The sequence below is a fragment of the Mycobacterium gordonae genome, from assembly GCF_002101675.1.
Lineage (GTDB): Bacteria > Actinomycetota > Actinomycetes > Mycobacteriales > Mycobacteriaceae > Mycobacterium > Mycobacterium gordonae.
The window spans coordinates 1-20,422 of record NZ_LQOY01000039.1; the positions used below are offsets into that span (position 1 = coordinate 1).

At 67.9% G+C, this 20,422-nt stretch carries 23 protein-coding genes and 1 pseudogene; 12 read left to right on the forward strand and 12 right to left on the reverse strand.

The window, feature by feature from the left end:
- Window positions 1-356 (forward strand): annotated as a pseudogene (locus AWC08_RS07095) (PE family protein); the annotation flags it as partial.
- Window positions 357-434: 78 nt separating this feature from the next.
- Here AWC08_RS07095 and mmsB read toward each other — a convergent pair.
- Genes mmsB through AWC08_RS07110 form a run of 3 tightly spaced genes read right to left on the reverse strand, consistent with a single transcriptional unit; the run spans window position 435 to window position 4,024 of the window.
- A complete protein-coding gene (gene mmsB / locus AWC08_RS07100; protein ID WP_065132786.1) occupies window positions 435-1,319 on the reverse strand; it encodes a 3-hydroxyisobutyrate dehydrogenase in 885 nt (294 codons plus the stop codon).
- Between the two features lie 9 nt (window positions 1,320-1,328).
- The gene (locus tag AWC08_RS07105) at window positions 1,329-2,489 is read right to left on the reverse strand and encodes an acyl-CoA dehydrogenase family protein (RefSeq protein ID WP_065132785.1); all 1,161 of its coding nucleotides are present in this window, start codon (window positions 2,487-2,489) and stop codon (window positions 1,329-1,331) included.
- Between the two features lie 14 nt (window positions 2,490-2,503).
- On the reverse strand, window positions 2,504-4,024 hold the full coding sequence (locus AWC08_RS07110) for a CoA-acylating methylmalonate-semialdehyde dehydrogenase (RefSeq protein ID WP_069435142.1): 1,521 nt from the start codon (window positions 4,022-4,024) through the stop codon (window positions 2,504-2,506).
- Window positions 4,025-4,143: 119 nt separating this feature from the next.
- Between AWC08_RS07110 and AWC08_RS07115 the strand changes: the two genes are divergently transcribed.
- Window positions 4,144-4,779, forward strand: coding sequence for a class I SAM-dependent methyltransferase (locus AWC08_RS07115; RefSeq protein WP_069435143.1), 636 nt, complete (start codon window positions 4,144-4,146; stop codon window positions 4,777-4,779).
- 41 nt (window positions 4,780-4,820) lie between these two features.
- Window positions 4,821-6,101, forward strand: a complete 1,281-nt coding sequence (locus AWC08_RS07120; RefSeq protein WP_174900759.1) for an HNH endonuclease — start codon at window positions 4,821-4,823, stop codon at window positions 6,099-6,101.
- On the opposite strand, the gene AWC08_RS07125 is transcribed toward AWC08_RS07120, so the two are convergent.
- Genes AWC08_RS07125 through AWC08_RS07145 form a run of 5 tightly spaced genes read right to left on the reverse strand, consistent with a single transcriptional unit; the run spans window position 6,098 to window position 9,988 of the window.
- Complete coding sequence (locus AWC08_RS07125) at window positions 6,098-6,598, reverse strand: lipoprotein LpqH (protein ID WP_065132788.1); 501 nt, start codon at window positions 6,596-6,598, stop codon at window positions 6,098-6,100. The two genes, AWC08_RS07120 and AWC08_RS07125, sit on opposite strands and share 4 nt — an antisense overlap.
- Before the next feature lie 51 nt (window positions 6,599-6,649).
- Window positions 6,650-7,258, reverse strand: coding sequence for a dTDP-4-dehydrorhamnose 3,5-epimerase (gene rfbC / locus AWC08_RS07130; RefSeq protein ID WP_065132783.1), 609 nt, complete (start codon window positions 7,256-7,258; stop codon window positions 6,650-6,652).
- Between the two features lies 1 nt (window position 7,259).
- Window positions 7,260-8,255 carry a dTDP-glucose 4,6-dehydratase gene (rfbB, locus tag AWC08_RS07135; RefSeq protein WP_065132782.1) on the reverse strand — a complete coding sequence of 332 codons (996 nt, stop codon included), beginning with the start codon at window positions 8,253-8,255 and terminating at the stop codon, window positions 7,260-7,262.
- Window positions 8,256-8,266: 11 nt separating this feature from the next.
- Complete coding sequence (locus AWC08_RS07140) at window positions 8,267-9,127, reverse strand: LLM class F420-dependent oxidoreductase (RefSeq protein ID WP_069435121.1); 861 nt, start codon at window positions 9,125-9,127, stop codon at window positions 8,267-8,269.
- Between the two features lie 18 nt (window positions 9,128-9,145).
- Window positions 9,146-9,988 (reverse strand): LLM class F420-dependent oxidoreductase, encoded by an 843-nt coding sequence (locus tag AWC08_RS07145; protein ID WP_065132780.1) that lies wholly within the window; start codon window positions 9,986-9,988, stop codon window positions 9,146-9,148.
- Window positions 9,989-10,236: 248 nt separating this feature from the next.
- On the opposite strand from AWC08_RS07145, the gene infA reads away from it, so the two are divergent.
- From infA to truA, 8 genes are all read left to right on the forward strand, one after another.
- Window positions 10,237-10,458, forward strand: coding sequence for a translation initiation factor IF-1 (gene infA / locus AWC08_RS07150; RefSeq protein WP_003418601.1), 222 nt, complete (start codon window positions 10,237-10,239; stop codon window positions 10,456-10,458).
- A 39-nt stretch (window positions 10,459-10,497) separates the two neighbouring features.
- The gene (gene rpmJ, locus AWC08_RS07155; RefSeq protein WP_003886927.1) at window positions 10,498-10,611 is read left to right on the forward strand and encodes a 50S ribosomal protein L36; all 114 of its coding nucleotides are present in this window, start codon (window positions 10,498-10,500) and stop codon (window positions 10,609-10,611) included.
- Between the two features lie 170 nt (window positions 10,612-10,781).
- Window positions 10,782-11,156, forward strand: a complete 375-nt coding sequence (gene rpsM / locus AWC08_RS07160; protein WP_055579869.1) for a 30S ribosomal protein S13 — start codon at window positions 10,782-10,784, stop codon at window positions 11,154-11,156.
- A 3-nt stretch (window positions 11,157-11,159) separates the two neighbouring features.
- Window positions 11,160-11,576 carry a 30S ribosomal protein S11 gene (gene rpsK / locus AWC08_RS07165; protein WP_055579868.1) on the forward strand — a complete coding sequence of 139 codons (417 nt, stop codon included), beginning with the start codon at window positions 11,160-11,162 and terminating at the stop codon, window positions 11,574-11,576.
- An 18-nt stretch (window positions 11,577-11,594) separates the two neighbouring features.
- Window positions 11,595-12,200 carry a 30S ribosomal protein S4 gene (rpsD, locus tag AWC08_RS07170; RefSeq protein WP_065132779.1) on the forward strand — a complete coding sequence of 202 codons (606 nt, stop codon included), beginning with the start codon at window positions 11,595-11,597 and terminating at the stop codon, window positions 12,198-12,200.
- A gap of 76 nt (window positions 12,201-12,276) precedes the next feature.
- Complete coding sequence (locus AWC08_RS07175; protein ID WP_055579866.1) at window positions 12,277-13,320, forward strand: DNA-directed RNA polymerase subunit alpha; 1,044 nt, start codon at window positions 12,277-12,279, stop codon at window positions 13,318-13,320.
- 73 nt (window positions 13,321-13,393) lie between these two features.
- The gene (gene rplQ, locus AWC08_RS07180; RefSeq protein ID WP_069435120.1) at window positions 13,394-14,005 is read left to right on the forward strand and encodes a 50S ribosomal protein L17; all 612 of its coding nucleotides are present in this window, start codon (window positions 13,394-13,396) and stop codon (window positions 14,003-14,005) included.
- On the forward strand, window positions 13,938-14,846 hold the full coding sequence (gene truA, locus AWC08_RS07185; protein ID WP_083271375.1) for a tRNA pseudouridine(38-40) synthase TruA: 909 nt from the start codon (window positions 13,938-13,940) through the stop codon (window positions 14,844-14,846). The genes rplQ and truA overlap by 68 nt, the downstream gene beginning before the upstream one ends.
- Here truA and AWC08_RS07190 read toward each other — a convergent pair.
- Both AWC08_RS07190 and AWC08_RS07195 read right to left on the reverse strand, forming a co-directional pair.
- Window positions 14,843-15,481 (reverse strand): cutinase family protein, encoded by a 639-nt coding sequence (locus AWC08_RS07190; RefSeq protein ID WP_065132776.1) that lies wholly within the window; start codon window positions 15,479-15,481, stop codon window positions 14,843-14,845. The two genes, truA and AWC08_RS07190, sit on opposite strands and share 4 nt — an antisense overlap.
- 31 nt (window positions 15,482-15,512) lie before the next feature.
- Complete coding sequence (locus AWC08_RS07195) at window positions 15,513-16,316, reverse strand: cutinase family protein (RefSeq protein ID WP_069435122.1); 804 nt, start codon at window positions 16,314-16,316, stop codon at window positions 15,513-15,515.
- Window positions 16,317-16,449: 133 nt separating this feature from the next.
- Here AWC08_RS07195 and eccB point away from each other — a divergent pair, with 133 nt between their 5' ends.
- On the forward strand, window positions 16,450-17,814 hold the full coding sequence (eccB, locus tag AWC08_RS07200) for a type VII secretion protein EccB (RefSeq protein WP_085087559.1): 1,365 nt from the start codon (window positions 16,450-16,452) through the stop codon (window positions 17,812-17,814).
- Here eccB and mycP read toward each other — a convergent pair.
- Window positions 17,779-19,086, reverse strand: a complete 1,308-nt coding sequence (gene mycP / locus AWC08_RS07205) for a type VII secretion-associated serine protease mycosin (RefSeq protein ID WP_085087562.1) — start codon at window positions 19,084-19,086, stop codon at window positions 17,779-17,781. The genes eccB and mycP overlap by 36 nt on opposite strands.
- Window positions 19,083-20,405: a type VII secretion integral membrane protein EccD gene (eccD, locus tag AWC08_RS07210; RefSeq protein WP_069435256.1), complete on the reverse strand. Its 1,323-nt coding sequence runs from the start codon at window positions 20,403-20,405 to the stop codon at window positions 19,083-19,085. The genes mycP and eccD overlap by 4 nt, the downstream gene beginning before the upstream one ends.
- Window positions 20,406-20,422 lie beyond the last annotated feature (17 nt).

The following is a 20,422-nucleotide window of genomic DNA, read 5'->3' on the forward strand; positions in this document are numbered from 1 at the left end:
GCGGGGCCGGTGGCGGCGCTACAGGCGCAGGCGGCGTCGGAGGTGTAGGCGGCGCCGGCGGCGATGCCGGCCTTCTCTCCGGCAACGGTGGGGCCGGGGGCGCCGGCGGCCTGAGCAGCACTGGTGGAGTCGGCGGCGCCGGCGGCAATGCCGGGTGGTTCGGCGACGGGGGATCTGGTGGCGCCGGTGGACTTACTCTGGGTGCGGTGCCCGGCGGCAAGGGTGGGGCTGGTGGTAATGCCGTGTTGATCGGTAATGGCGGCAACGGCGGCGAGGGCGGGGTTGGCGGCACAACCGGTCCCAGTGGTGTTGCCGGAGCCGGAGGGCTGCTGTTGGGCCTCGACGGGTTGACGTAGTCGGCGGGTGGAGGCGCTGATCGGAGTGCGCGCCGCCGAATGGCCGGCCGCACTTTCGGTCTCAAGGTCTTCGGTGACTCAGCCGCCCCGCAGCAATTCGATGACCGCGCTGAAGTCCTTGTCGGGGTGGGAGGCGGCGAATTTGGCGTAGATTTCGGCGGCGTGGCTGCCAAGGGGCGCGGCCGAACCGGTCGAGGCGACTGCGTCCATCGCCAACCCCAGGTCCTTGTTCATCAGCGCCGCCGCGAAGCCGGGCTTGAAGTCGTTGTTGGCCGGGGACGTCGGAACCGGTCCTGGCACAGGGCAATTGGTGTGTACCGCCCAGCAGTTGCCGGTCGCCCCGGTGATCACGTCGAACAGCGACTGCGCCGACAGGCCGAGCTTCTCGGCCAGCACGAAAGCCTCGCCGATCGCGATCTGCTGCACCGCCAGCACCATGTTGTTGCACACCTTGGCCGCCTGGCCGGCCCCGGCATCGCCGCAGTGAATGACCTTGCCCGCCATCGGTTCCAGCACCGGGCGGGCGCGGTCCAGGGCGTCGGCCTCGCCACCGACCATGAACGCCAGAGTCCCGGCCGTTGCTCCCTTGACGCCACCGGACACCGGGGCGTCGAGTTGCTGCATACCGTGTGACCCGGCCAGTTCGTGCGCCTCGCGGGCGTCGCTCACCGAGATCGTTGAGCTGTCGATGAACAGCGCCCCGGGGCGTGCGGCGGGCAGCACCTCGCCGTAGCAGCGTTTGACCACCTCACCGTTGGGCAGCATGGTGATGACGACATCCGCGTCGGCCACCGCTTCGGCAGCGGTGCCGAACACTGTGACACCTTTGTCGGCGGCGGCGCTGGCGGCTGCGGGTACCGGATCGTAGCCGCGCACCAGATGGTTTGCGCCGATGAGATTGGCGGCCATGGGCGCGCCCATGTTGCCGAGTCCCAGGAACGCGATCGCGAGACGTGTTGTCATGGTGCCCTTCTAGGCGCTGGCGCGAAAACGTGCGGCCTCGGCTCGGCCGACGACCACCCGCATGATTTCGTTCGTTCCTTCCAGGATCCGATGCACCCGCAGGTCGCGGACGATCTTTTCCAGACCGTATTCGGACAGGTAACCGTAGCCGCCGTGCAGTTGCAGCGCCTTGTCGGCCACCTCGAAGCAGGTGTCGGTGACGTAGCGCTTGGCCATCGCGCACAGCTCGACCTTGTCCGCGGCATCCTCGTCAAGCGCGGCTGCGGCCCGCCACAACATCATTCGCGATGTCTCCAGTCCGGTGGCCATGTCGGCGAGGGTGAACCGGATGGTGGGCTCGTCCAGCAGGGCGGAGCCGAAGGCGTGGCGCTCGCGGACGTAGGCGCCGGCCTTGGCAAAGGCGGACTGTGCGCCGCCCAGTGAGCAGGCGGCGATATTGAGCCGGCCGCCGTTGAGGCCGTTCATCGCGATGCCGAAGCCGGTGCCCTCGCCGTCGGCCCCGCCCAGCATGGCGTCGGCCGGTACCCGCACGCCGTCGAGTATCACCTGCGCGGTGGGTTGGGCATGCCAACCCATCTTCTCCTCCAGCGCGCCGAAACTCAGTCCAGCGGTGCCCTTCTCGATGACGAAGGCCGAGATGCCGCGCGGGCCCTCGTTGCCCGTCCGCGCCATCACCACGTAGACGTCGGATGCCCCGGCGCCGGAAATGAACTGCTTGACACCGTCGAGCACGTAATCGGAACCCTGTTTGACGGCCCGGGTGCTCAACGCGCTCGCGTCCGAGCCCGCGCCGGGCTCGGTCAGGCAGTAGCTGGCGATGACGTCCATGGTCGCCAGTCGCGGCACCCACACCTTGCGTTGTTCGTCGGTGCCGAAGCGGTCGATCATCCAGGCGCACATGTTGTGGATCGACAGGAACGCGGCGGTGACCGGGTCGGCGATCGCCAACTGCTCGAAGATGCGTACGCCGTCGAGGCGGCGCAGCCCGCTGCCGCCGACGTCATCGCGGCAGTAGATCGCCGCCATCCCGAGTTCCGCGGCTTCGCGCAGCACGTCGGTCGGAAAGTGCTTGGTGGCATCCCATTCCAAGGCGTAAGGCGCCATCCGCTTCTCGGCGAAGGCCGCCGCAGTCTCGGTGATCACCCGTTCTTCGTCGTTGAGGGTAAACATGTGGCTAATGCTCGCTAGTTCATGGTCGGGATGACGAATTCGGCCCCGTCCTTGATGCCGGACGGCCAGCGCGAGGTGACGGTCTTGACCTTGGTGTAGAACTGGATCGACGCTGGGCCGTGCTGGTTGAGGTCACCGAAGCCGGACCGCTTCCAACCGCCGAAGGTGTGGTAGGCCACCGGAACCGGGATCGGAACGTTGACGCCGACCATGCCCACCTGCACGCGCGACACGAAATCCCGAGCGGTGTCACCGTCGCGGGTGAAAACCGCTACGCCGTTGCCGTATTCGTGCTCGGACGGCAACCGCAGTGCCTCTTCGTAGTCGTGCGCGCGGACGATGCACAGCACCGGTCCGAAGATCTCGTCGGTGTAGATCGACATCTCCGGCGTGACGTGATCGAACAGGGTGGGGCCGATGAAGTAACCGCCTTCGAGATTGGCGTCACCGAACGTCAGGTCGTCGCTGGCGCGCTCGCGTCCGTCGATGACCAGTTCGGCGCCAGCCTCCACGCCCTGACCGATGTAGTCACGCACCCGGGTCAGCGCGGCCTCGGTGACCAGCGGGCCGTAATCGGCCTTCGGGTCCAGGCTGTGCCCGACGCGCAGGCTGTTGATCCGCTCAATCAGCCTGGCGCGCAACCGGTCTGCGGTCTGTTGTCCGACCGGGACGGCAACGCTGATCGCCATGCAGCGCTCCCCGGCGCTGCCGTAGCCGGCGCCGATCAGCGCGTCGACGGCCTGATCCAGGTCCGCGTCGGGCATCACGATCATGTGGTTCTTGGCGCCGCCGAAGCACTGCGAACGCTTTCCGGTCGCGGCCGCGTGGCTGTAGATGTACTGGGCGATGTCAGAACTGCCGACGAAGCCCACCGCCTGGATGTCGGGGTGCTGCAGGATCGCGTCGACGGCTTCCTTGTCGCCATGGACGACCTGAAACACGCCGGGGGGCAGGCCGGCTTCCAGGAACAGTTCGGCCAGGCGCACCGGGACCGACGGGTCGCGTTCGCTTGGCTTGAGCACGAACGCATTCCCGCATGCCAGGGCCGGTCCGGCCTTCCACAGCGGAATCATCGCCGGGAAGTTGAACGGGGTGATGCCCGCGACCACGCCCAGCGGCTGGCGCAGTGAGTAGACGTCGATGCCAGGCCCCGCGCCCTCGGTGTAGTCGCCCTTGAGCAGATGCGGGATGCCGATGCAGAACTCGATCACCTCGATGCCGCGCTGGATGTCGCCTCGCGCGTCCGGCAGCGTCTTGCCGTGTTCGAGGGACAGCAGCTCGGCCAGTTCGTCCATGTTCTGGTTGACCAGGTCGACGAACTTCATCAGCACCCGGGCGCGGCGCTGGGGATTCCAAGCGGCCCAGCCTCGCTGGGCCTCGGCGGCAGAAGCCACCGCGGCGTCAACGTCGGCCTGGTTGGCCATCGGCACGCTGGCTTGCACCTCGCCGGTGCTCGGGTTGAGGACATCGGCGCTGCGGCCCGACGAGCCGGCGGTGCGCTGACCGTCGATGAAATGCGGGATCTGTGTGGTCATGATGGTCCAATGTCAGGAAGGTGAGGATACTTGCATATCCTAGTAATTCTGCGTCGCCGTGGCAAGCGCGGGGAAAATGGTCCGGTGCGCCCGTGGTTCGGCGGGCGCACCTTCATGAGATGACTGTCCGAGACGCCGTCATGGCAGGCATCGCTAAGCAACTCGGTCACCCGAGCGGGCTGCGTGGGCGATTAGTCGGGATGCTGCTCAACAAGGGCAACCGGGCGCTGGTGAATGCCGCGGTGCAGGCGCTAGAACTCCAGGCAGGTGCCCGGGTGGGGGATGTCGGGTTCGGCGGTGGGGTCGGGCTGAAGTTCCTGCTCGACGGTGTCGGCCGGTCGGGCGTGGTCCACGGTGTCGAGCTCTCGGAGACGATGTTGGCTCGCGCCCGGCGTCGCTATAGCCGCGAGATCGCTGCCGGCCGACTTGCACTGCAGCAAGGGGGCCTGACGCAGCTGCCGTTTGGCGACGAGGAATTGAGCGGCGTCATCACCGTCAACACCATCTACTTCGTCACCGAGTTGGACCGCGCGTTCGCCGAACTATCGCGGGTGGTCAACCGCTCGGGCCGCATCGTAATCGGGTTGGCCGACCCGGACGCGATGGAGAAGATGCCGACCAGTAGACACGGTTTTCACCTGCGTCCGGTGCCGGAACTCGTGGAGACCCTGCGTAGCGCCGGATTGGTTGTCGACCACCGCCAAATCGACAGGAGTCACCTCCCGGCCCACCTGTTGATCTGTAGCCGGGGCTAGACCGACGGCGAGAATTGCGAGATCGTGGTACCATCGAACATGTGTTCGATTTCGGGCAATTCTTTCGGGTTGATCCGGGTGCCACCGAGGCGGAGCTGACCGCGCGCATCGCGGAGTGGGAGCGGTTGAAGTCCGCGGCGGCGGCCGGTCAGGCCCGCGCGGCCGCGGCTTTGGATGCGGCCCGACGCGCTGCCGAGGCGGCTGCGGGGGTGCCCGCGGCCAAGCGGGGCCGGGGCGTGGCCAGCGAGGTCGCGCTGGCCCGGCGCGATTCCCCGGCGCGTGGGGGCCGGCATCTGGGGTTCGCCAACGCCCTCGTACACGAGATGCCCTGCACGCTGGCCGCCCTGGAGCACGGCGCGCTCAGCGAATGGCGGGCCACCCTCATCGTGCGCGAATCGGCCTGTCTAGACGTCGAGGACCGCCGGGTGCTGGACCGCGAACTGTGCGCCGACGCCGAACGGCTGGTCGGGTGGGGTGACAGGCGGATCACCGCCGCGGCCCAGAAGATCGCCTACCGGCTGGACCCGCGGGCCGTGGTCGAGCGCGCCGCCAACGCCGACCAGGACCGCACCGTCACCATCCGCCCGGCTCCCGACACCATGACCCGCATCAGCGCCCTTCTGCCCCTGGCCCAGGGTGTCGGTGTGTACGCCGCGCTGCGCCGCGCCGCCGACACCACCTTCGACCGCCGGACCCGCGGGCAGGTCATGGCCGACACCCTGATCGAGCGCATCACCGCCACCCCCGCCAGCACACCGGCCAACATCGCCCTCAACGTCGTGATTTCTGACCGCGCCCTGCTCGGCGGCAACAGCGACCCGGCCCTGGTGGAGGGCTACGGCCCCATCCCGGCCGAAGTCGCCCGCCGCTGGCTCACCGCCGCACTGGCCGACCACAAGACCCTGGCCACGCTGCGCCGCCTGTACGCCAGCCCCACCAGCGGGGCACTGGTCGCCATGGAATCGCGCGCCCGCGTCTTTCCCCGCGGGCTGGCCGAGTTCATCAACCTGCGCGACCAAACCTGCCGCACCCCCTACTGCGACGCCCCCATCCGCCACCGCGACCACATCACCCCAGCCAAACGCGGCGGCCCCACCACCGCCACCAACGGCCAAGGCCTGTGCGAACGCTGCAACTACGTCAAAGAATCACCCGGCTGGCGCGTCACCGCCCACGACGAAAACGGCACCCACACCACCGAATTCATCACCCCCACCGACGCACACTACCGATCCGCCGCACCACCGATCTACCAGCGCATTGACATCAGCGAGGTGGAAGACGCCATCGGCGTGCGACTCATCGACTTTCATGCTGCCTAGGGGCAGGTGGCGTCGACCTCGAAGGTCTTGCTGACCTGTTGCCCAGCGTTGTCGACACCGGTTGCGGTTCCGGTGATCTGATAGGCGTTGCCGTTCTTGGTGGCCTTGGCGCTGTTGCCGGGGGCGCCTTCGGTGAAGCTCAGGACGACCCCGTCGACCGTGCCCAGGCCCGCGCTGCGGACCGCGGACGCGTCCTGCTCCAGGCCGACGATCACACCGGTGATGATGTCGCCGATGGCGATCGAGAACTTGCCCTGGTTCGTCTCGCACACGACCGGTCCGCTGACCGGCTGCGGCTGCCCGCCGATGATGACCTTCGTCTCACCGGCGGCGGCGGGGGCGGCTGCAGCGCTGGGGGAGGCGGGTGCGCCCGACGAACTCGGCGTGGTGGAGGTCGAACTGGACGAGGTGCCGGAAGACTTCTCTTCCTTGGAGCATCCGGCCATGCTCACGACGAGGGTCGCCGCGCCCAGGGCGATCAACAGCTCACGCTTCACCAGAGTCTCCTTATCGATCGGCACGCACAGCAGAGGTTGACAAGCAGTATGTCAGTGGGCGCGCAGGTCGGCGACGAATTCCTGGGCCTGCTGCCAGGTGGGGAGCAGCCCGGAGGCTCGCACGTCGGCGAAGCTGGGTGCTGCTGCGTCGCGGTCGGACAGGCTCGGCGGGGCGCCATCGACCAGCGGCCAGTCGACGCCGATCTCCGGATCCGTGGCAGCGATCGTGTGCTCGCGTTGCGGGTTGTATTCCGCCGAGCACAAGTACATCACCGTCGAATTGTCTTGCAGCGCAAGGAAACCGTGGGCGAGTCCCTCGGAGATGTAGACGGTCCTGCGGTCTTGGTCGTCGAGCCGGACCGAGTCCCATTGGCCGAATGTCGGTGAGCCTTCCCGAATGTCGACCACCACGTCGAACACCGCGCCCCGTACACAGGTCACGTACTTGGCCTGGCTAGGTGGCAGCTCGGCGAAGTGCAGGCCGCGCAACACACCGGCCGCCGACACCGAGCAGTTGGCCTGCCGCACATCCAACCGGTGGCCGGCGAACGAGCTGAAACCCTGGTCGGTGAGCCACTCGAAGAACGTTCCGCGCGAGTCGCCGTGGATGGCGGGGGTGATCTCCCAAGCGCCCGGGATCTTGAGTTCGCGAACTTTCATCTCACTGACCGCGCTTCTCGTAACGGGCCTCGGCGGCGTCCTTGACCGGACGCCACCAGGATTCATTGTCGCGGTACCAGTCGATGGTGGCGCGCAGCCCCTCTTCGAAATCGGTGTGCTTTGGCGCCCAACCTAATTCGTTGTAGAGCAGGGACGGATCGATGGCGTAGCGCAGGTCGTGGCCGACGCGGTCGGTGACGTGGTCGAAGTCGTCGGGATCGCGGCCCATCAACCGCAGTATGGTGCGCAGCACGGTCAGATTGTCCCGCTCGCCCTCCGAGCTGATCAGGTAGGTCCGGCCCGACTCGCCTTTCTCCAGGATCCGCCGCACTGCGCTGTTGTGATCCTCGACGTGGATCCAGTCGCGCACGTTGTGACCGCTGCCGTACAGCTTGCACCGCCGCCCGGTCAGCACGTTGGTGATCTGGCGCGGAATGAACTTCTCGATGTGTTGGAACGGGCCGTAGTTGTTGGAACAGTTCGACAGCGTCGCGCGCACGCCGTAGGACCGCACCCAGGCGCGCACCAGCATGTCGCTGCCGGCCTTGGTCGCCGAGTACGGGCTCGACGGGTTGTAGGGCGTGGATTCGGTGAACCGCTGCGGATCGTCGAGCTCTAGGTCGCCGTACACCTCGTCGGTAGAGATGTGATGCAGCCGCACCCCGTTGCGCCGCACCGATTCCAGGATGGTGAAGGTACCGACCACGTTGGTGTGCAGGAACGGCTCGGGGTTGTCCAGCGCGTTGTCGACGTGCGACTCGGCCGCGAAATGCACCACGGCGTCGGACTCGGCCACCAGCGCGGACACCAGCTCGGTGTCGCAGATGTCGCCCTCCACCAGCCTGATGGAGTCCGCCACGTCGGCCAGTGACTCCCGACGGCCGGCGTAGGTCAACGCGTCGAGAACCGTCACGGAGTCCTCGGGATGTTCGCGCACCGTGCTGTGCACGAAATTCGCCCCGATGAAACCCGCCCCCCCGGTGACTAGCAGCCGCATGGCTACAAACCCTAACCGGTGATGCCGAGCGCTCCTGCCAGTTCGGTGAGCGCGGGCACCAGCTTCTCCGGCCGGGAGGATCCCAGCACCTGGACGGCGACGTGGTCGGCGCCGGCGTCCAGGTGCTCGTTGAGGCGGCGTGCGATCGCGTCCGGGCTGCCGTAGGCGACCAGGGCGTCGATCAAGCGGTCACTGCCCGGCTTGCGCACGTCCTCATCGGTGAACCCCAGGCGCAGCCAGTTGTTCACGTAGTTGCCCAGGCCCAGGTAGAAGTCGAGGGTCTTGCGGCCGACGGCGCGTGCCTCGTCTGGGTCGGCGGTGAGCACGACCTTGTGTTCGGGCGCCAAGAACACCGTGTTGCCGAGTAGGTGGCGCGCCCTGCCGGTGTGCTCGGGCGTGGTCAGGTAGGGATGGGCTCCCGCGCTGCGTTCGGCCGCCAGCCGCAACACCCGGGGTCCGAGCGCGGCCAACACCCGACGGCTGTTCGGCACGATGGCGCTGTCCAGTTCGTCGAGGTAGGACACCAGCGCGTCGTAAGGCTTCTGATACTCCTGGCTGGCCTCGGGGTGGCCCACGCCGACGCCGAGCAGAAATCTGCCTGGATGGGCTTCTTCGATGCGGTGGTAGGACTTGGCGACCGCCGCGGCCGGCGCCGTCCAGATGTTCACGATGCCGGTCGCCAGTTGCAGCGTCGAGGTTTGCTCCAGCGCGGGCTCGACCCAGGCCAACTCGGCGTCCGGGGACGCGCCGATCCAGGCGGCGCCGTATCCCAGCTTCTCGACCTCTGCGGCCAACTCCGGGGCGATGCTCCGGCTGCCCAGCCACACGCCGAATTTCCCCAGGTCGGGCTTGAGTGAAACGGAATCAGTCATCGCGGTCCCTATACCCGTTTACAACCCGAGCGCCCCGGCCAATTCGGCCAAGGCCGGAACCAGCTTGTCGCTGGAGGTGAGGACCTGCACCGGTACGTGATCGGCGCCGGCGTCGAGATGCTCGCGCAGCCGCGCGGCGATGGCGTCGGTGCTTCCGTAAGCGACCACAGCGTCCACCAGACGGTCGCTGCCGGGTTTGGCCAGATCGTCGTCGGTGAATCCCAGCCGTTTCCAGTTGTTGAGGTAGTTGGCCAGGTTGAGGTAAATGCCGAGGGCTTTGCGCCCGATTGCCCGGGCCTGTTCGGCATCGGTGGTGAGGACCACCTTGTGTTCGGGGGCCAGGAACGCCGATGGTCCGATCAGGTCACGCGCCTGGGCTGTGTGCTCGGGTGTCGTCAGGTACGGGTGCGCGCCGGCGCCGCGCTGCGCGGACAGCTGGAGGACTCGCGGCCCCAGCGCGGCGACCACCCGGCGGCTGGCGGGAACGCCGTACTCGTCGAGCTGGTCGAGATACTCGGTCAGGGCATCTATCGGCTTGCGGTACTCGGTGACCACTTCCCGATGGCCGACGCCGATGCCGAGCAGGAAACGGCCGGGGTACGCCCTGTCGATCCGGTGAAACGATTCGGCGACCGGCTTGGCCGGCGCCGTCCAGATGTTGACGATTCCGGTCGCGACCTGCAGCGTCGTCGTCGCATCCAGGATCGGCTCCACCCAGTCCAGCTCGGCCGGCGGGGAGCCGCCTACCCACACCGCCCCATAACCCAGGGCTTCGATGTCCTTTGCTTGTTGCGGCGTGACGCCGCGCCCGAACGATCCAAAGCGGCCCAGATCAGGCTTGTTGTCAGCAGAAGCGGTCATGGTTGCTCCAACCGGCAGGGCGGCGCGGCGTATTCCTCCCGGTTGCCTTCTGGCGTCACTCGGGCGTTTTTGCGTCGAACGTGGGGCTGCGGGTATCGTGGACCAACGGTGCGGCGTCCGTGCCGACTCTTGGCGTGCCCTGTCTGAACTTCCCTCGGGAATTTCCATTATCGGCTCACGTTTTGTAGTTCGGACGACTGCTGCGCCAAACCAGGTATGGACGAAAAGTAGAGGATCTCCGAAAAGTAATGGCGAAGAAGGACGGTGCCATCGAGGTCGAGGGCCGCGTGGTCGAGCCCCTGCCCAATGCCATGTTTCGCATTGAGCTGGAAAACGGCCACAAGGTGCTCGCCCACATCAGCGGCAAGATGCGGCAGCACTACATCCGCATCCTTCCCGAGGACCGGGTGGTAGTGGAGTTGTCTCCTTACGACCTTTCCCGGGGCCGCATTGTGTACCGGTACAAGTAACGAAACACCCAGAGACCAGAGAACAGGACCGAGACTGCCGTGAAGGTGAACCCCAGCGTCAAGCCGATCTGTGACAAGTGCAGGGTGATCCGTCGGCACGGACGGGTCATGGTGATCTGCCAGGACCCCCGTCACAAGCAGCGGCAAGGCTGATCGCCGAACTGCACAACTGAATGCTGACCTCCCAGCACCACTGAGCGAATACGTCGCTCGGACACGCCCGGACGGAGGCCGGGCCCCGCTAGCCCCTCGAGGGAGACCCAATTCGGGTTGCGGGAACGGACTGGGAAAAGACCTCCGCTGAGAAAGAGGAAACGCCACCTATGGCTCGACTAGTAGGCGTCGATCTGCCGCGCGACAAGCGCATGGAGATCGCGCTGACCTATATCTTCGGCATCGGCCGCACCCGTTCGATCGAGATTCTCGCGGCCACCGGCATCGACAAGGACCTGCGGACCAAGGACCTGACCGATGACCAGCTGACCCATCTGCGCGACTACATCGAAGCGAACCTGAAGGTCGAGGGTGACCTGCGCCGTGAGGTGCAAGCCGACATTCGTCGCAAGATCGAAATCGGCTGCTACCAGGGTCTGCGACACCGTCGCGGGCTGCCCGTGCGCGGCCAGCGGACCAAGACCAATGCGCGGACTCGTAAAGGCCCCAAGCGCACCATCGCAGGCAAGAAGAAGGCCAGGTAACCGATGCCACCGAAGAAGGGGACCGCTTCGGGTCCCAAGAAGGGCCAGAAGACCCGCCGCAGGGAAAAGAAGAACATCCCGCATGGCGCCGCTCACATCAAGAGCACGTTCAACAACACGATCGTGACGATCACCGACCCTCAGGGCAACGTCATCGCCTGGGCCTCCTCGGGTCACGTCGGGTTCAAGGGATCTCGGAAGTCGACGCCGTTCGCGGCTCAGCTGGCCGCCGAGAACGCCGCGCGCAAGGCGCAGGAGCACGGTGTCAAGAAGGTCGATGTGTTCGTCAAAGGTCCGGGCTCGGGCCGCGAGACCGCGATCCGTTCGCTGCAGGCCGCGGGCCTGGAGGTCGGCGCGATCTCCGACGTCACTCCCCAGCCGCACAACGGCTGCCGCCCGCCCAAGCGTCGGCGCGTCTAGGTCTAGGAGGACATACCCATGGCTCGTTACACCGGACCCGTCACTCGCAAGTCACGCCGGCTGGGCACCGACCTCGTCGGTGGCGACCAGTCCTACGAGAAGCGGCCCTACCCGCCCGGCCAGCACGGCCGCGCCCGGGTGAAGGAAAGCGAATACCGCCAGCAGCTGCAGGAGAAGCAGAAGGCGCGCTTCACCTACGGCGTGATGGAGAAGCAGTTCCGCCGCTACTACGAAGAGGCCGTGCGCCACTCGGGCAAGACCGGTGAGGAACTGCTGCGCATCCTGGAGAGCCGGCTGGACAACGTCGTGTACCGCGCCGGGTTGGCGCGTACCCGCCGGATGGCCCGCCAGCTGGTCAGCCACGGCCACTTCTCGGTCAACGGCGTGCACGTCAACGTGCCCAGCTACCGCGTGTCGCAGTACGACATCATCGACGTGCGGGACAAGTCACTGAACACGGTGCCGTTCCAGATCGCACGGGAGACCGCGGGCGACCGCCCGATCCCGAGCTGGCTTCAGGTGGTGGGGGAGCGGCAGCGCATCCTGATCCACCAGCTGCCCGAGCGCACTCAGATCGACGTGCCGCTCACCGAGCAGCTGATCGTCGAGTTCTACTCGAAGTAAAGATGTCCCGCACCATCCGGTGCGGGGACTTAACGGCATCAAATAGCGGGTGCCGAGAAGGAGAAGAAGAAACACCATGCTGATCTCTCAGCGGCCCACCCTGTCCGAGGACATCCTCACCGATAGCCGGTCCCAGTTCGTCATCGAACCGCTGGAGCCGGGATTCGGTTACACCCTTGGCAATTCGCTGCGTCGCACGCTGCTGTCGTCGATCCCCGGCGCGGCGGTCACCAGCATTCGCATCGACGGCGTCCTGCACGAGTTCACCACCGTGCCCGGGGTCAAGGAGGATGTCACCGACATCATCCTGAACCTCAAGAGCCTGGTGGTCTCCTCCGAGGAGGACGAGCCGGTCACCATGTACCTGCGCAAGCAGGGTCCGGGTGAGGTCACCGCGGGCGACATCGTGCCGCCGGCCGGTGTCACCGTGCACAACCCGTCGATGCACATCGCGACCCTGAACGACAAGGGCAAGCTCGAGGTCGAGCTCGTCGTCGAGCGCGGCCGCGGCTACGTGCCGGCGGTGCAGAACCGGGCCTCGGGTGCCGAAATCGGCCGTATCCCAGTCGATTCCATTTACTCGCCGGTGCTCAAGGTGACCTACAAGGTGGACGCCACCCGTGTCGAGCAGCGCACCGACTTCGACAAGCTGATCCTGGACGTGGAGACCAAGAGCTCGATCACCCCGCGTGACGCGCTGGCCTCGGCCGGTAAGACGCTGGTCGAATTGTTCGGTCTGGCACGTGAACTCAACGTCGAGGCCGAGGGCATCGAGATCGGGCCGTCGCCGGCCGAGGCGGACCACATCGCCTCGTTCGCGCTGCCCATCGACGACCTCGACCTGACCGTGCGGTCCTACAACTGCCTCAAGCGCGAGGGCGTGCACACCGTCGGCGAGCTGGTCTCCCGCACCGAGTCAGACCTGCTCGACATCCGCAACTTCGGTCAGAAGTCCATCGACGAGGTGAAGGTCAAGCTGCACCAGCTCGGTCTGTCGCTCAAGGACAGCCCGCCCAGCTTCGACCCGTCGGAGGTCGCCGGCTACGACGTGGCCACCGGCACCTGGTCCACCGAGGGCGCTTACGACGACCAGGACTACGCCGAAACCGAACAGCTCTAACCGGACACCTTCAACAGACGTCCGTCCCGGCCCTACCTGATACGGGGGCCGGCCCCACTTAGGAGAAGCCGCAATGCCCAAGCCCACCAAGGGACCTCGCCTCGGCGGGTCGTCTTCGCACCAGAAGGCGATTCTGGCCAACCTGGCCACGTCGCTGTTCGAGCACGGCCGGATCAAGACCACCGAGCCCAAGGCGCGGGCGTTGCGGCCCTACGCGGAGAAGCTGATCACCCACGCCAAGAAGGGCACGCTGCACAACCGGCGTGAGGTGCTCAAGAAGATCCGTGACAAGGACGTCGTGCACACCCTGTTCGCGGAGATCGGCCCGTTCTTCGCCGACCGCGACGGCGGCTACACCCGCATCATCAAGGTCGAAAACCGCAAGGGCGACAACGCCCCGATGGCCGTGATCGAGCTGGTGCGGGAGAAGACGGTGACCTCGGAGGCTGACCGGGCCCGCCGGGTGCAGTCCTCGAAGAAGGCGGCGCCGGTGGCAGCTGCGGCCGCTCCGCAGGCGGCGGTGGAGCCGGAGGAGGCTGTCGGTCCGACGGCCGAGGAGGCCACCGAGACCGAGGTGGTCGCCGCCGACGAGGCCGCCGCCGACGAGGCCGCCGCCGATGAGGCGGCCGCCGACGAGGCGGCCGCCGACGAGGCGGCCGAGACCCCGGAGAACCCCGAGAATTAGTGGGGACGTCCGTCTGCGGCTCGATATCGCCTACGACGGAACCGATTTCGCGGGCTGGGCGGCGCAAGCGGAGCAACGCACGGTCGCCGGCGTACTCGATGATGCGCTGACGACCGTATTCCGCACGCCGGTACGGCTGCGTGCGGCCGGCCGCACCGATGCGGGCGTGCACGCGACCGCGCAGGTCGCCCATGTCGATGTCCCGGTCGAGGCGCTGCCGCACGCCTACTCGCGGGCCGACCGGACCGGTGATCCGGAGTTCCTGGCGTTGGTGCGGCGGCTGGGTAGGTTCCTGCCGCCGGACGTGCGGGTCATTGATATCGCCCGTGCACCAGCCGGTTTCGACGCCCGGTTTTCGGCACTGCGCCGGCACTACGTCTACCGGCTGTCGACGGCGACGTACGGTGTGCTGCCGCAGCAGGCGCGTTTCGTCACCGCGTGGCCACGCCCGCTTGATCTCGACGCGATGACCACCGCATCGCGAGAACTGGTGGGACTGCACGACTTCGCCGCGTTCTGCCGGCACCGCGAAGGCGCCACCACGATCCGGGAGCTGCAACGGCTGGACTGGACGCGCGACGGCGATCTGGTCACCGCGCAGGTAAGCGCCGACGCGTTCTGTTGGTCCATGGTGCGGTCCCTGGTGGGCGCCCTGCTGGCCGTGGGTGAACACCGGCGGGAACCGCAGTGGTGTCGTGAACTCCTCGGTGCGACAAGCCGTTCCAGTGATTTCGCGGCGGCGCCGCCGCAGGGGCTGACACTAATCGGGGTGGACTATCCGCCGGATGACCAGCTTGCCGCGCGGAATCTGGTCACGCGCGACATCCGATCACCCGGTTAGAGCTTGCCCGCGACGAAATTCGCGGCCTCGTTGGTCAGGCCCGGCACGTAACCGAGGTGCGCCTTCCACACGTTGCCGTCGGAACAGATCGGGTCGCCCTCGTTGCACAGGTTGAGGATCTTGCCGCCGAACTGCGGGCTCAGGGCGGTCAGCAACCCGCCGGCCCGGCCCGACGGATTGCCGAACAGGGTGACTGCCGAGACGTGGTCGGCCGCCGCCGACGGCAACGGCTGGGTGAAACCGAGACCGGGCAACGGTGCGGCAGTGACGATGTCGATGACCGCGGCGCCCTGGGAATAGCCACCGAGTACCAGTCGCGTGTCGGGACAGCTGTTGGCCATCTGCTGGACGTGGTCGCTGGCGTCGTTGGCCCCGTTGGTGGCGGCCAGAAAGTCCTTGCTGGCCGGATAGTTCACGCCGTAGGCGCCGATGTTGCGGCCGGTCTGTTGCCGTAGCGATCCGACCAGGGCGTTACCCACCCTGCCGAGGCCGGGCGGTTCACCGGTGCCCCGGGCGAACACCACCTCGACATCCGGGCAGGCGGCATGTGCCGGAGGTGCCAGCGGCGGGGCGACCAACAGAGCGGCCGCCGCGAGCGCGGCGGCCGACAACCGACCCAGGGGAACGCTTCTCATCCCCCCAATGGTAGGCGTTACTGACAGAGTGTCAGTGCACCTGAACCACGGGCTGCTGCACCGGGGTGGAGGTGGTTCCAGGCACCTGCGGCGCCAGCGCGGGGTTCTGCGGGACGGTGTCCGGCAGCTGCGGGACCAGTGGAACGGGCACCTGGCCGGGCATGTGCGGGATGCCATTCATGATCTTGGGCGCGGCGAACGCCGCTCCCTGCGTCGTGTAGAACGGCACATATCCCTCGGTGTGCCCGCTCCATTCGTTGCCGGAGCCGGCGTGGCAGATCGGGTCCTGCGGATTGCAGTAATCGACAGCCTTGGAGCCCAGCAGGGTGCTCTTGGTGGGCAGCGATCCACCGGCGCGGTCGGCGATGTCGCCGAAGGTGACCACCGCCGCGATATTGCTGACGTACTGGGGCGGCAAGGAGCTGCCCCAGCTGATACCGCCGATCGGAACGCCGGCCACGATGTCCATCACCGACGCGCCCTGCGAGTAACCGCCCAGCACGATCTTCGTGGTGGGACACGCCGACACCGTGGCTTTGACGTGGGAGATCACGTCGTTGGCCCCGTCGCCGCCGTGCAGCTGCAACTTGCTGGCCGCGTAGTTCACCCCGTAGGTCCTGATGTTCAGGCCGCTGGTTTGTTGACGCAGCGAGTCCACGAATGCGTCGCCCACCCGGCCCAGGCCGGGTGCCTCATTGGTTCCCCGGGCGAACACCACCTCGGCGTCCGGGCAATCGTCGGCCCGTGCGGACGGGACAGCGGCGAGGGGGCTGACCGGCAGGACAGCGGCCGACAAGGCTGCGAGGCCCACACCGGCGCGACCGGCAAGGCGCATGAAGTGCTGATACACGCCGAAATTTTACCCGCGGCGCGGCGGAGCAAAACCTCCGCGACTGTGGATGAAGGCTCGAACGGGGCCGCGGGACGGCCTAACGTAACGGGTTGAGCGGACGAGAACAGGGGGGAGCGTGCCTCTGCAGGCGCCGATCTGGCTGCATACGAGCGCCCGCCGCTATTACCTGCGGCGCCTGGAACGTGCGTTGCTGGGAACCGAGGCGGAGTCGGCCGCGCGGTTGCGGCGCGGTTCGCTGCTGGCGGGCGGTGTGCTGACTGTCATCGCCCTGGCCGGGTGCTTGTTGATGAGCCGGCTGTGGCCCCAGCCGGATCTGGGCGATGCTCGAATCCTCATGGGCCGGTCGACCGGGGCGCTGTATGTGCGGGTGGGCGACACCTGGCACCCGGTGCTCAACCTCGCGTCGGCGCGGTTGATCGCGGCTGCCGCCGTCAATCCGCTGCCGGTGCCCGAGTCCGTGCTGGCTCAGGCTAAACACGGCGCGCTACTGGGCATTCCGGGCGCGCCTGCACTGATCTCCGCACCGCTGCCGGCGCGGGATTCGGTGTGGACGGTGTGTGACGGCGACGGCGGAACGATGGTCGCGCTCGGGACGGACTTGTCGGCGGGTCGCGTCGGTGCCGACCGGGCGCTGTTGATGGCCGCCGGCGCCGGGGCATCGGCCTACTTGCTGTACCGCGGGCGGCGGGCGGCGGTGGACCTCGCGGATCTTGGCGTGGTGCGCGCGCTGAGGTTGCAGGGCCGAGCTCCCCACGTCGTTTCGCAAACTTTGCTGAATGCGATTCCAGAGGCGCCGCCAGTGGCGGTACCGCGCATCGACGGCGCGGGCGCGCCGGCAGGGGCGTGGCTGCCCGGGTTTCGGATCGGCGATGTGCTGCGAATCACACGGGTTTCGGGTGAGGACTACTACGTGGTGCTTCGCGCCGGCGTCCAGCGAATAAGCCAGGTCGTGGCCGATGTGCTGCGCTTCGACAATGCGGCCGAGATCCTCACCGTCGCGCCGAGTGTGCTGCATGCGGCGCCCAACGTCGACCTGTTGGCTGTCGCCGGTATCCCCGGCCAGGTGCCGTCGGATGCGGGCGGTTCGACGTGGTGTGCGGTGTGGGCGCCGGCCACCTCGGGGCCGCCCGACGTCGGATTCGTGACGGATCCGCATTGGCCGGCCCGGGAGGCGGTGAGGCTGGCGCAAGCCGACGGGCGGGGGCCTGCGGTGGATACCTTCGCCATCGCGGCGGGCCGCAGCGCCTACGTGGCAACGCAGAGCCACACTGCCAACGGTCCCCGGGTGGACACGCGTTACCTGCTGACCGACACCGGGGTTCGGTTCGCGATCCACGATGACGAAGTGGCTCACCTGCTGGGGCTGCCCGCGGCGCCGGCGCCGGCGCCGTGGCCGGTGCTGTCGTCGTTGCCGTGCGGGCCGGAACTGAGCCGGGAGAATGCGTCAGTCGCCCGCGACACGATCGGGTCTGGTCCCTGACCGCCGAGTCGTCGCCAGCGCGGCCAGCAGCAGCACCAGACAGATCGCGGCGCCGATGAACACGCGGGACCGGTCTGGCGGGGGCGAACCCGTGGCCGGAGGGGGCACAGCCAGCGGTTTGGGGGCGGGGCTGACCGGTGGCGGGGTCTCGGCGGTGACCGCGGCGAGGGCGTCGACGACGCCGTTGCCAACGAACGGGTCCCATCCCGAGGGTGGATGATGCGCGGTGGTCTCGATGCGCTGCATCACCTGGCGCGCGGTCAACGCGGGAGACCGAGCCCGGATCAGGGCGGCCAGTCCGCTGACGACCGGCGCCGCGTAGCTGGTGCCGGAGATCGGTGATCCTGCGCCGACGCGGTTCACCAGGCCGTCGCCGCCCGGGCTGAGCGACGTCACACCCTCGCCCGTCGCCGCGACATCCACCCACGGCCCGGCCAGCGTGAAAGATGACGCGGCGCCTTGTGAATTCACCGAACCGACGGTCAGGACGTAGTCGTCGTACCAGGCCGGGCTGACCACCACCGCGACGGTGTCGCGAGTGACGCCGGACGGCTGGGGCGGGCACTGCGTCCCGGTGTTGCCGGCCGCCGCCACCACGACGGCATTCTTGACGTCGACCGCGTACGCGAGCGCGGCCCCTAGCGCCCGATCGTCGGGTGCCTGGGCAGCCGGGGTGCAGGCGACCGACGATATGTTGATGACGGTAGCGCCGAGGTCGGCGGCGGTGCGCACGGCCGCGGCCAGCGTCGCCACATCGCCCACGCCCGCACCGGTGCGGCCGGAGGCCGGTGCAAACTTGGAACTGGATTGCCGGATGCTGATCAGCGTGGCGCCGGGCGCAATCCCAGTGAACGTGGAATCCGTTGTCGCGGAGATGATTCCGGCCACCAGGGTGCCGTGCGCGTCGCAGTCCTGGGTGCCGTCCCCGGTGGCCACGTAGTCGCCGCCGGCCACCAGCTCCTTCAGGCGCGGATGCGGGTGGACGCCGGTGTCGATGACGGCGACCCGTTGCCCGGCACCGCGGGTGAGTTGCCAGATCTGCGGCAGGTCGAAGCCCGCGAGCTGGGCCGGCGCCTCGGCGCTGCCCGGTTCCACCGTTGCCACGGCGCAGGTCTCGCGCTGCACGGTGCGTTGCGCGGGTGACGGTATTGCTGCTGCCGGCAGCCACCGCTCGTCGATCGCCGGCGGCGTGACCGCTCGGGCCGGTGGTGCTGTGCACGGGGACAGCAGCACCGCGACGAGCAACGGGCACACCACACGTGCGCCGCTCACGTACGGAGCAGGTTCAGTCCGCGGGCGGCGCCGAACGCGCCACACGTCCAGGACGTCAGCGGGGCGACGAGAGTGAGGAAGACGCACCCTAACGCGTGCACGCCGCGGCGCCCGGCCGGCGCGACTGCGGGCGAGATGAAACCCAGGTAGATCGCCGTCGCGGACGCCGCCGATGCCAGCACCGCGACCCACGCCGCCTGGTTCGGCAGGGTTATGGCCGCAATCACCACTGTTGTTGTGACAGTGCTAATCCCGGCGATAGCAAACAGCCATCCCAGTGCGTCAGCGGTTCGGGCGTGCAAGATCAGCACGGCGCCGGTGACGGCGCCCAGCGCAATGGCGCGGTGGGCGCCGAGCGCGGCGAGTGTGGCCCCGACTGCCGCGGCCGCCGCAGATCCGCCGCGCAGGCCCGCCAGCAAGCCACTGGCGCGCAGTGCTTTCGCCGTCAGTTCGGTGTCAGGCCTCGGACCCTCCTGATCGATGTCGGGCATAAGGCCGGTCAACCGGATCGACAACCGCGGTGCCACCTCGATCAGTCCGAGGCAGACGAGAGCGGTCACCGATCCGACGGCCGGGGTCGGTGCTCCGGTGACTGCGCTGGCCACAGCGGCGGTCGCGGCAATGCCGGCACCGCACGCCGTGGCGGCTAACACCACTGTGTCGCAATCACTTACGCGGATGGCGAGGACCGCCGTAACGGCCGCGGCCAAGCCGGCGAGAAATACGTTGAAGGCGCCGGGACCGCCGGGCACCGCGAGCAGACCCGCGACCGCCGCGGACATCGTGGCGATGAGGCTGAGTGCGAGGCAGGCCGTCCGGTCGCGGCGGATCGGGTTGATGGCCAACGCCGTTGTTACCGCGATCAGTGCGACGGTACCCGCCGCCGCGGCGGAGATGTCGGCATTTCGGACCGCACCGGCTGTGTAACGAATCAGCGCCAGCGCACCTGCGGCGGTGCAGCACACGGCGGCTAGGGCGGCGGTCATCCGGCGCAGCGACTGCGGCGGGGGGCCCAGCGCCGCCGACACCGCATCGGCCTCGTCGTCGTAGCGCAGCGCCGGCGGGCCGGGAATCTGGCGAGTCAGCACCAGTTCGGTACCGTCGCGAACACCGTTGTGTGCCAAGGTCGTCGAGTTCGGCAAAGCGGAAGCGCCCAGCCGGGCCAAGTGGTATCGCGCTCCCGGTGTCACCCTGCCAAGGGTGTCGACAATCGACGGAATCAATTCCGCGACAGGCACGGCGACGGGCAAGGTCAGGTCGGCGGAGGTGCCGTCGGCATGCACCGTGACGCGGCACAGGCCCGGTTCATCTGTAGGCATCGTTGGCACGCTAGCCG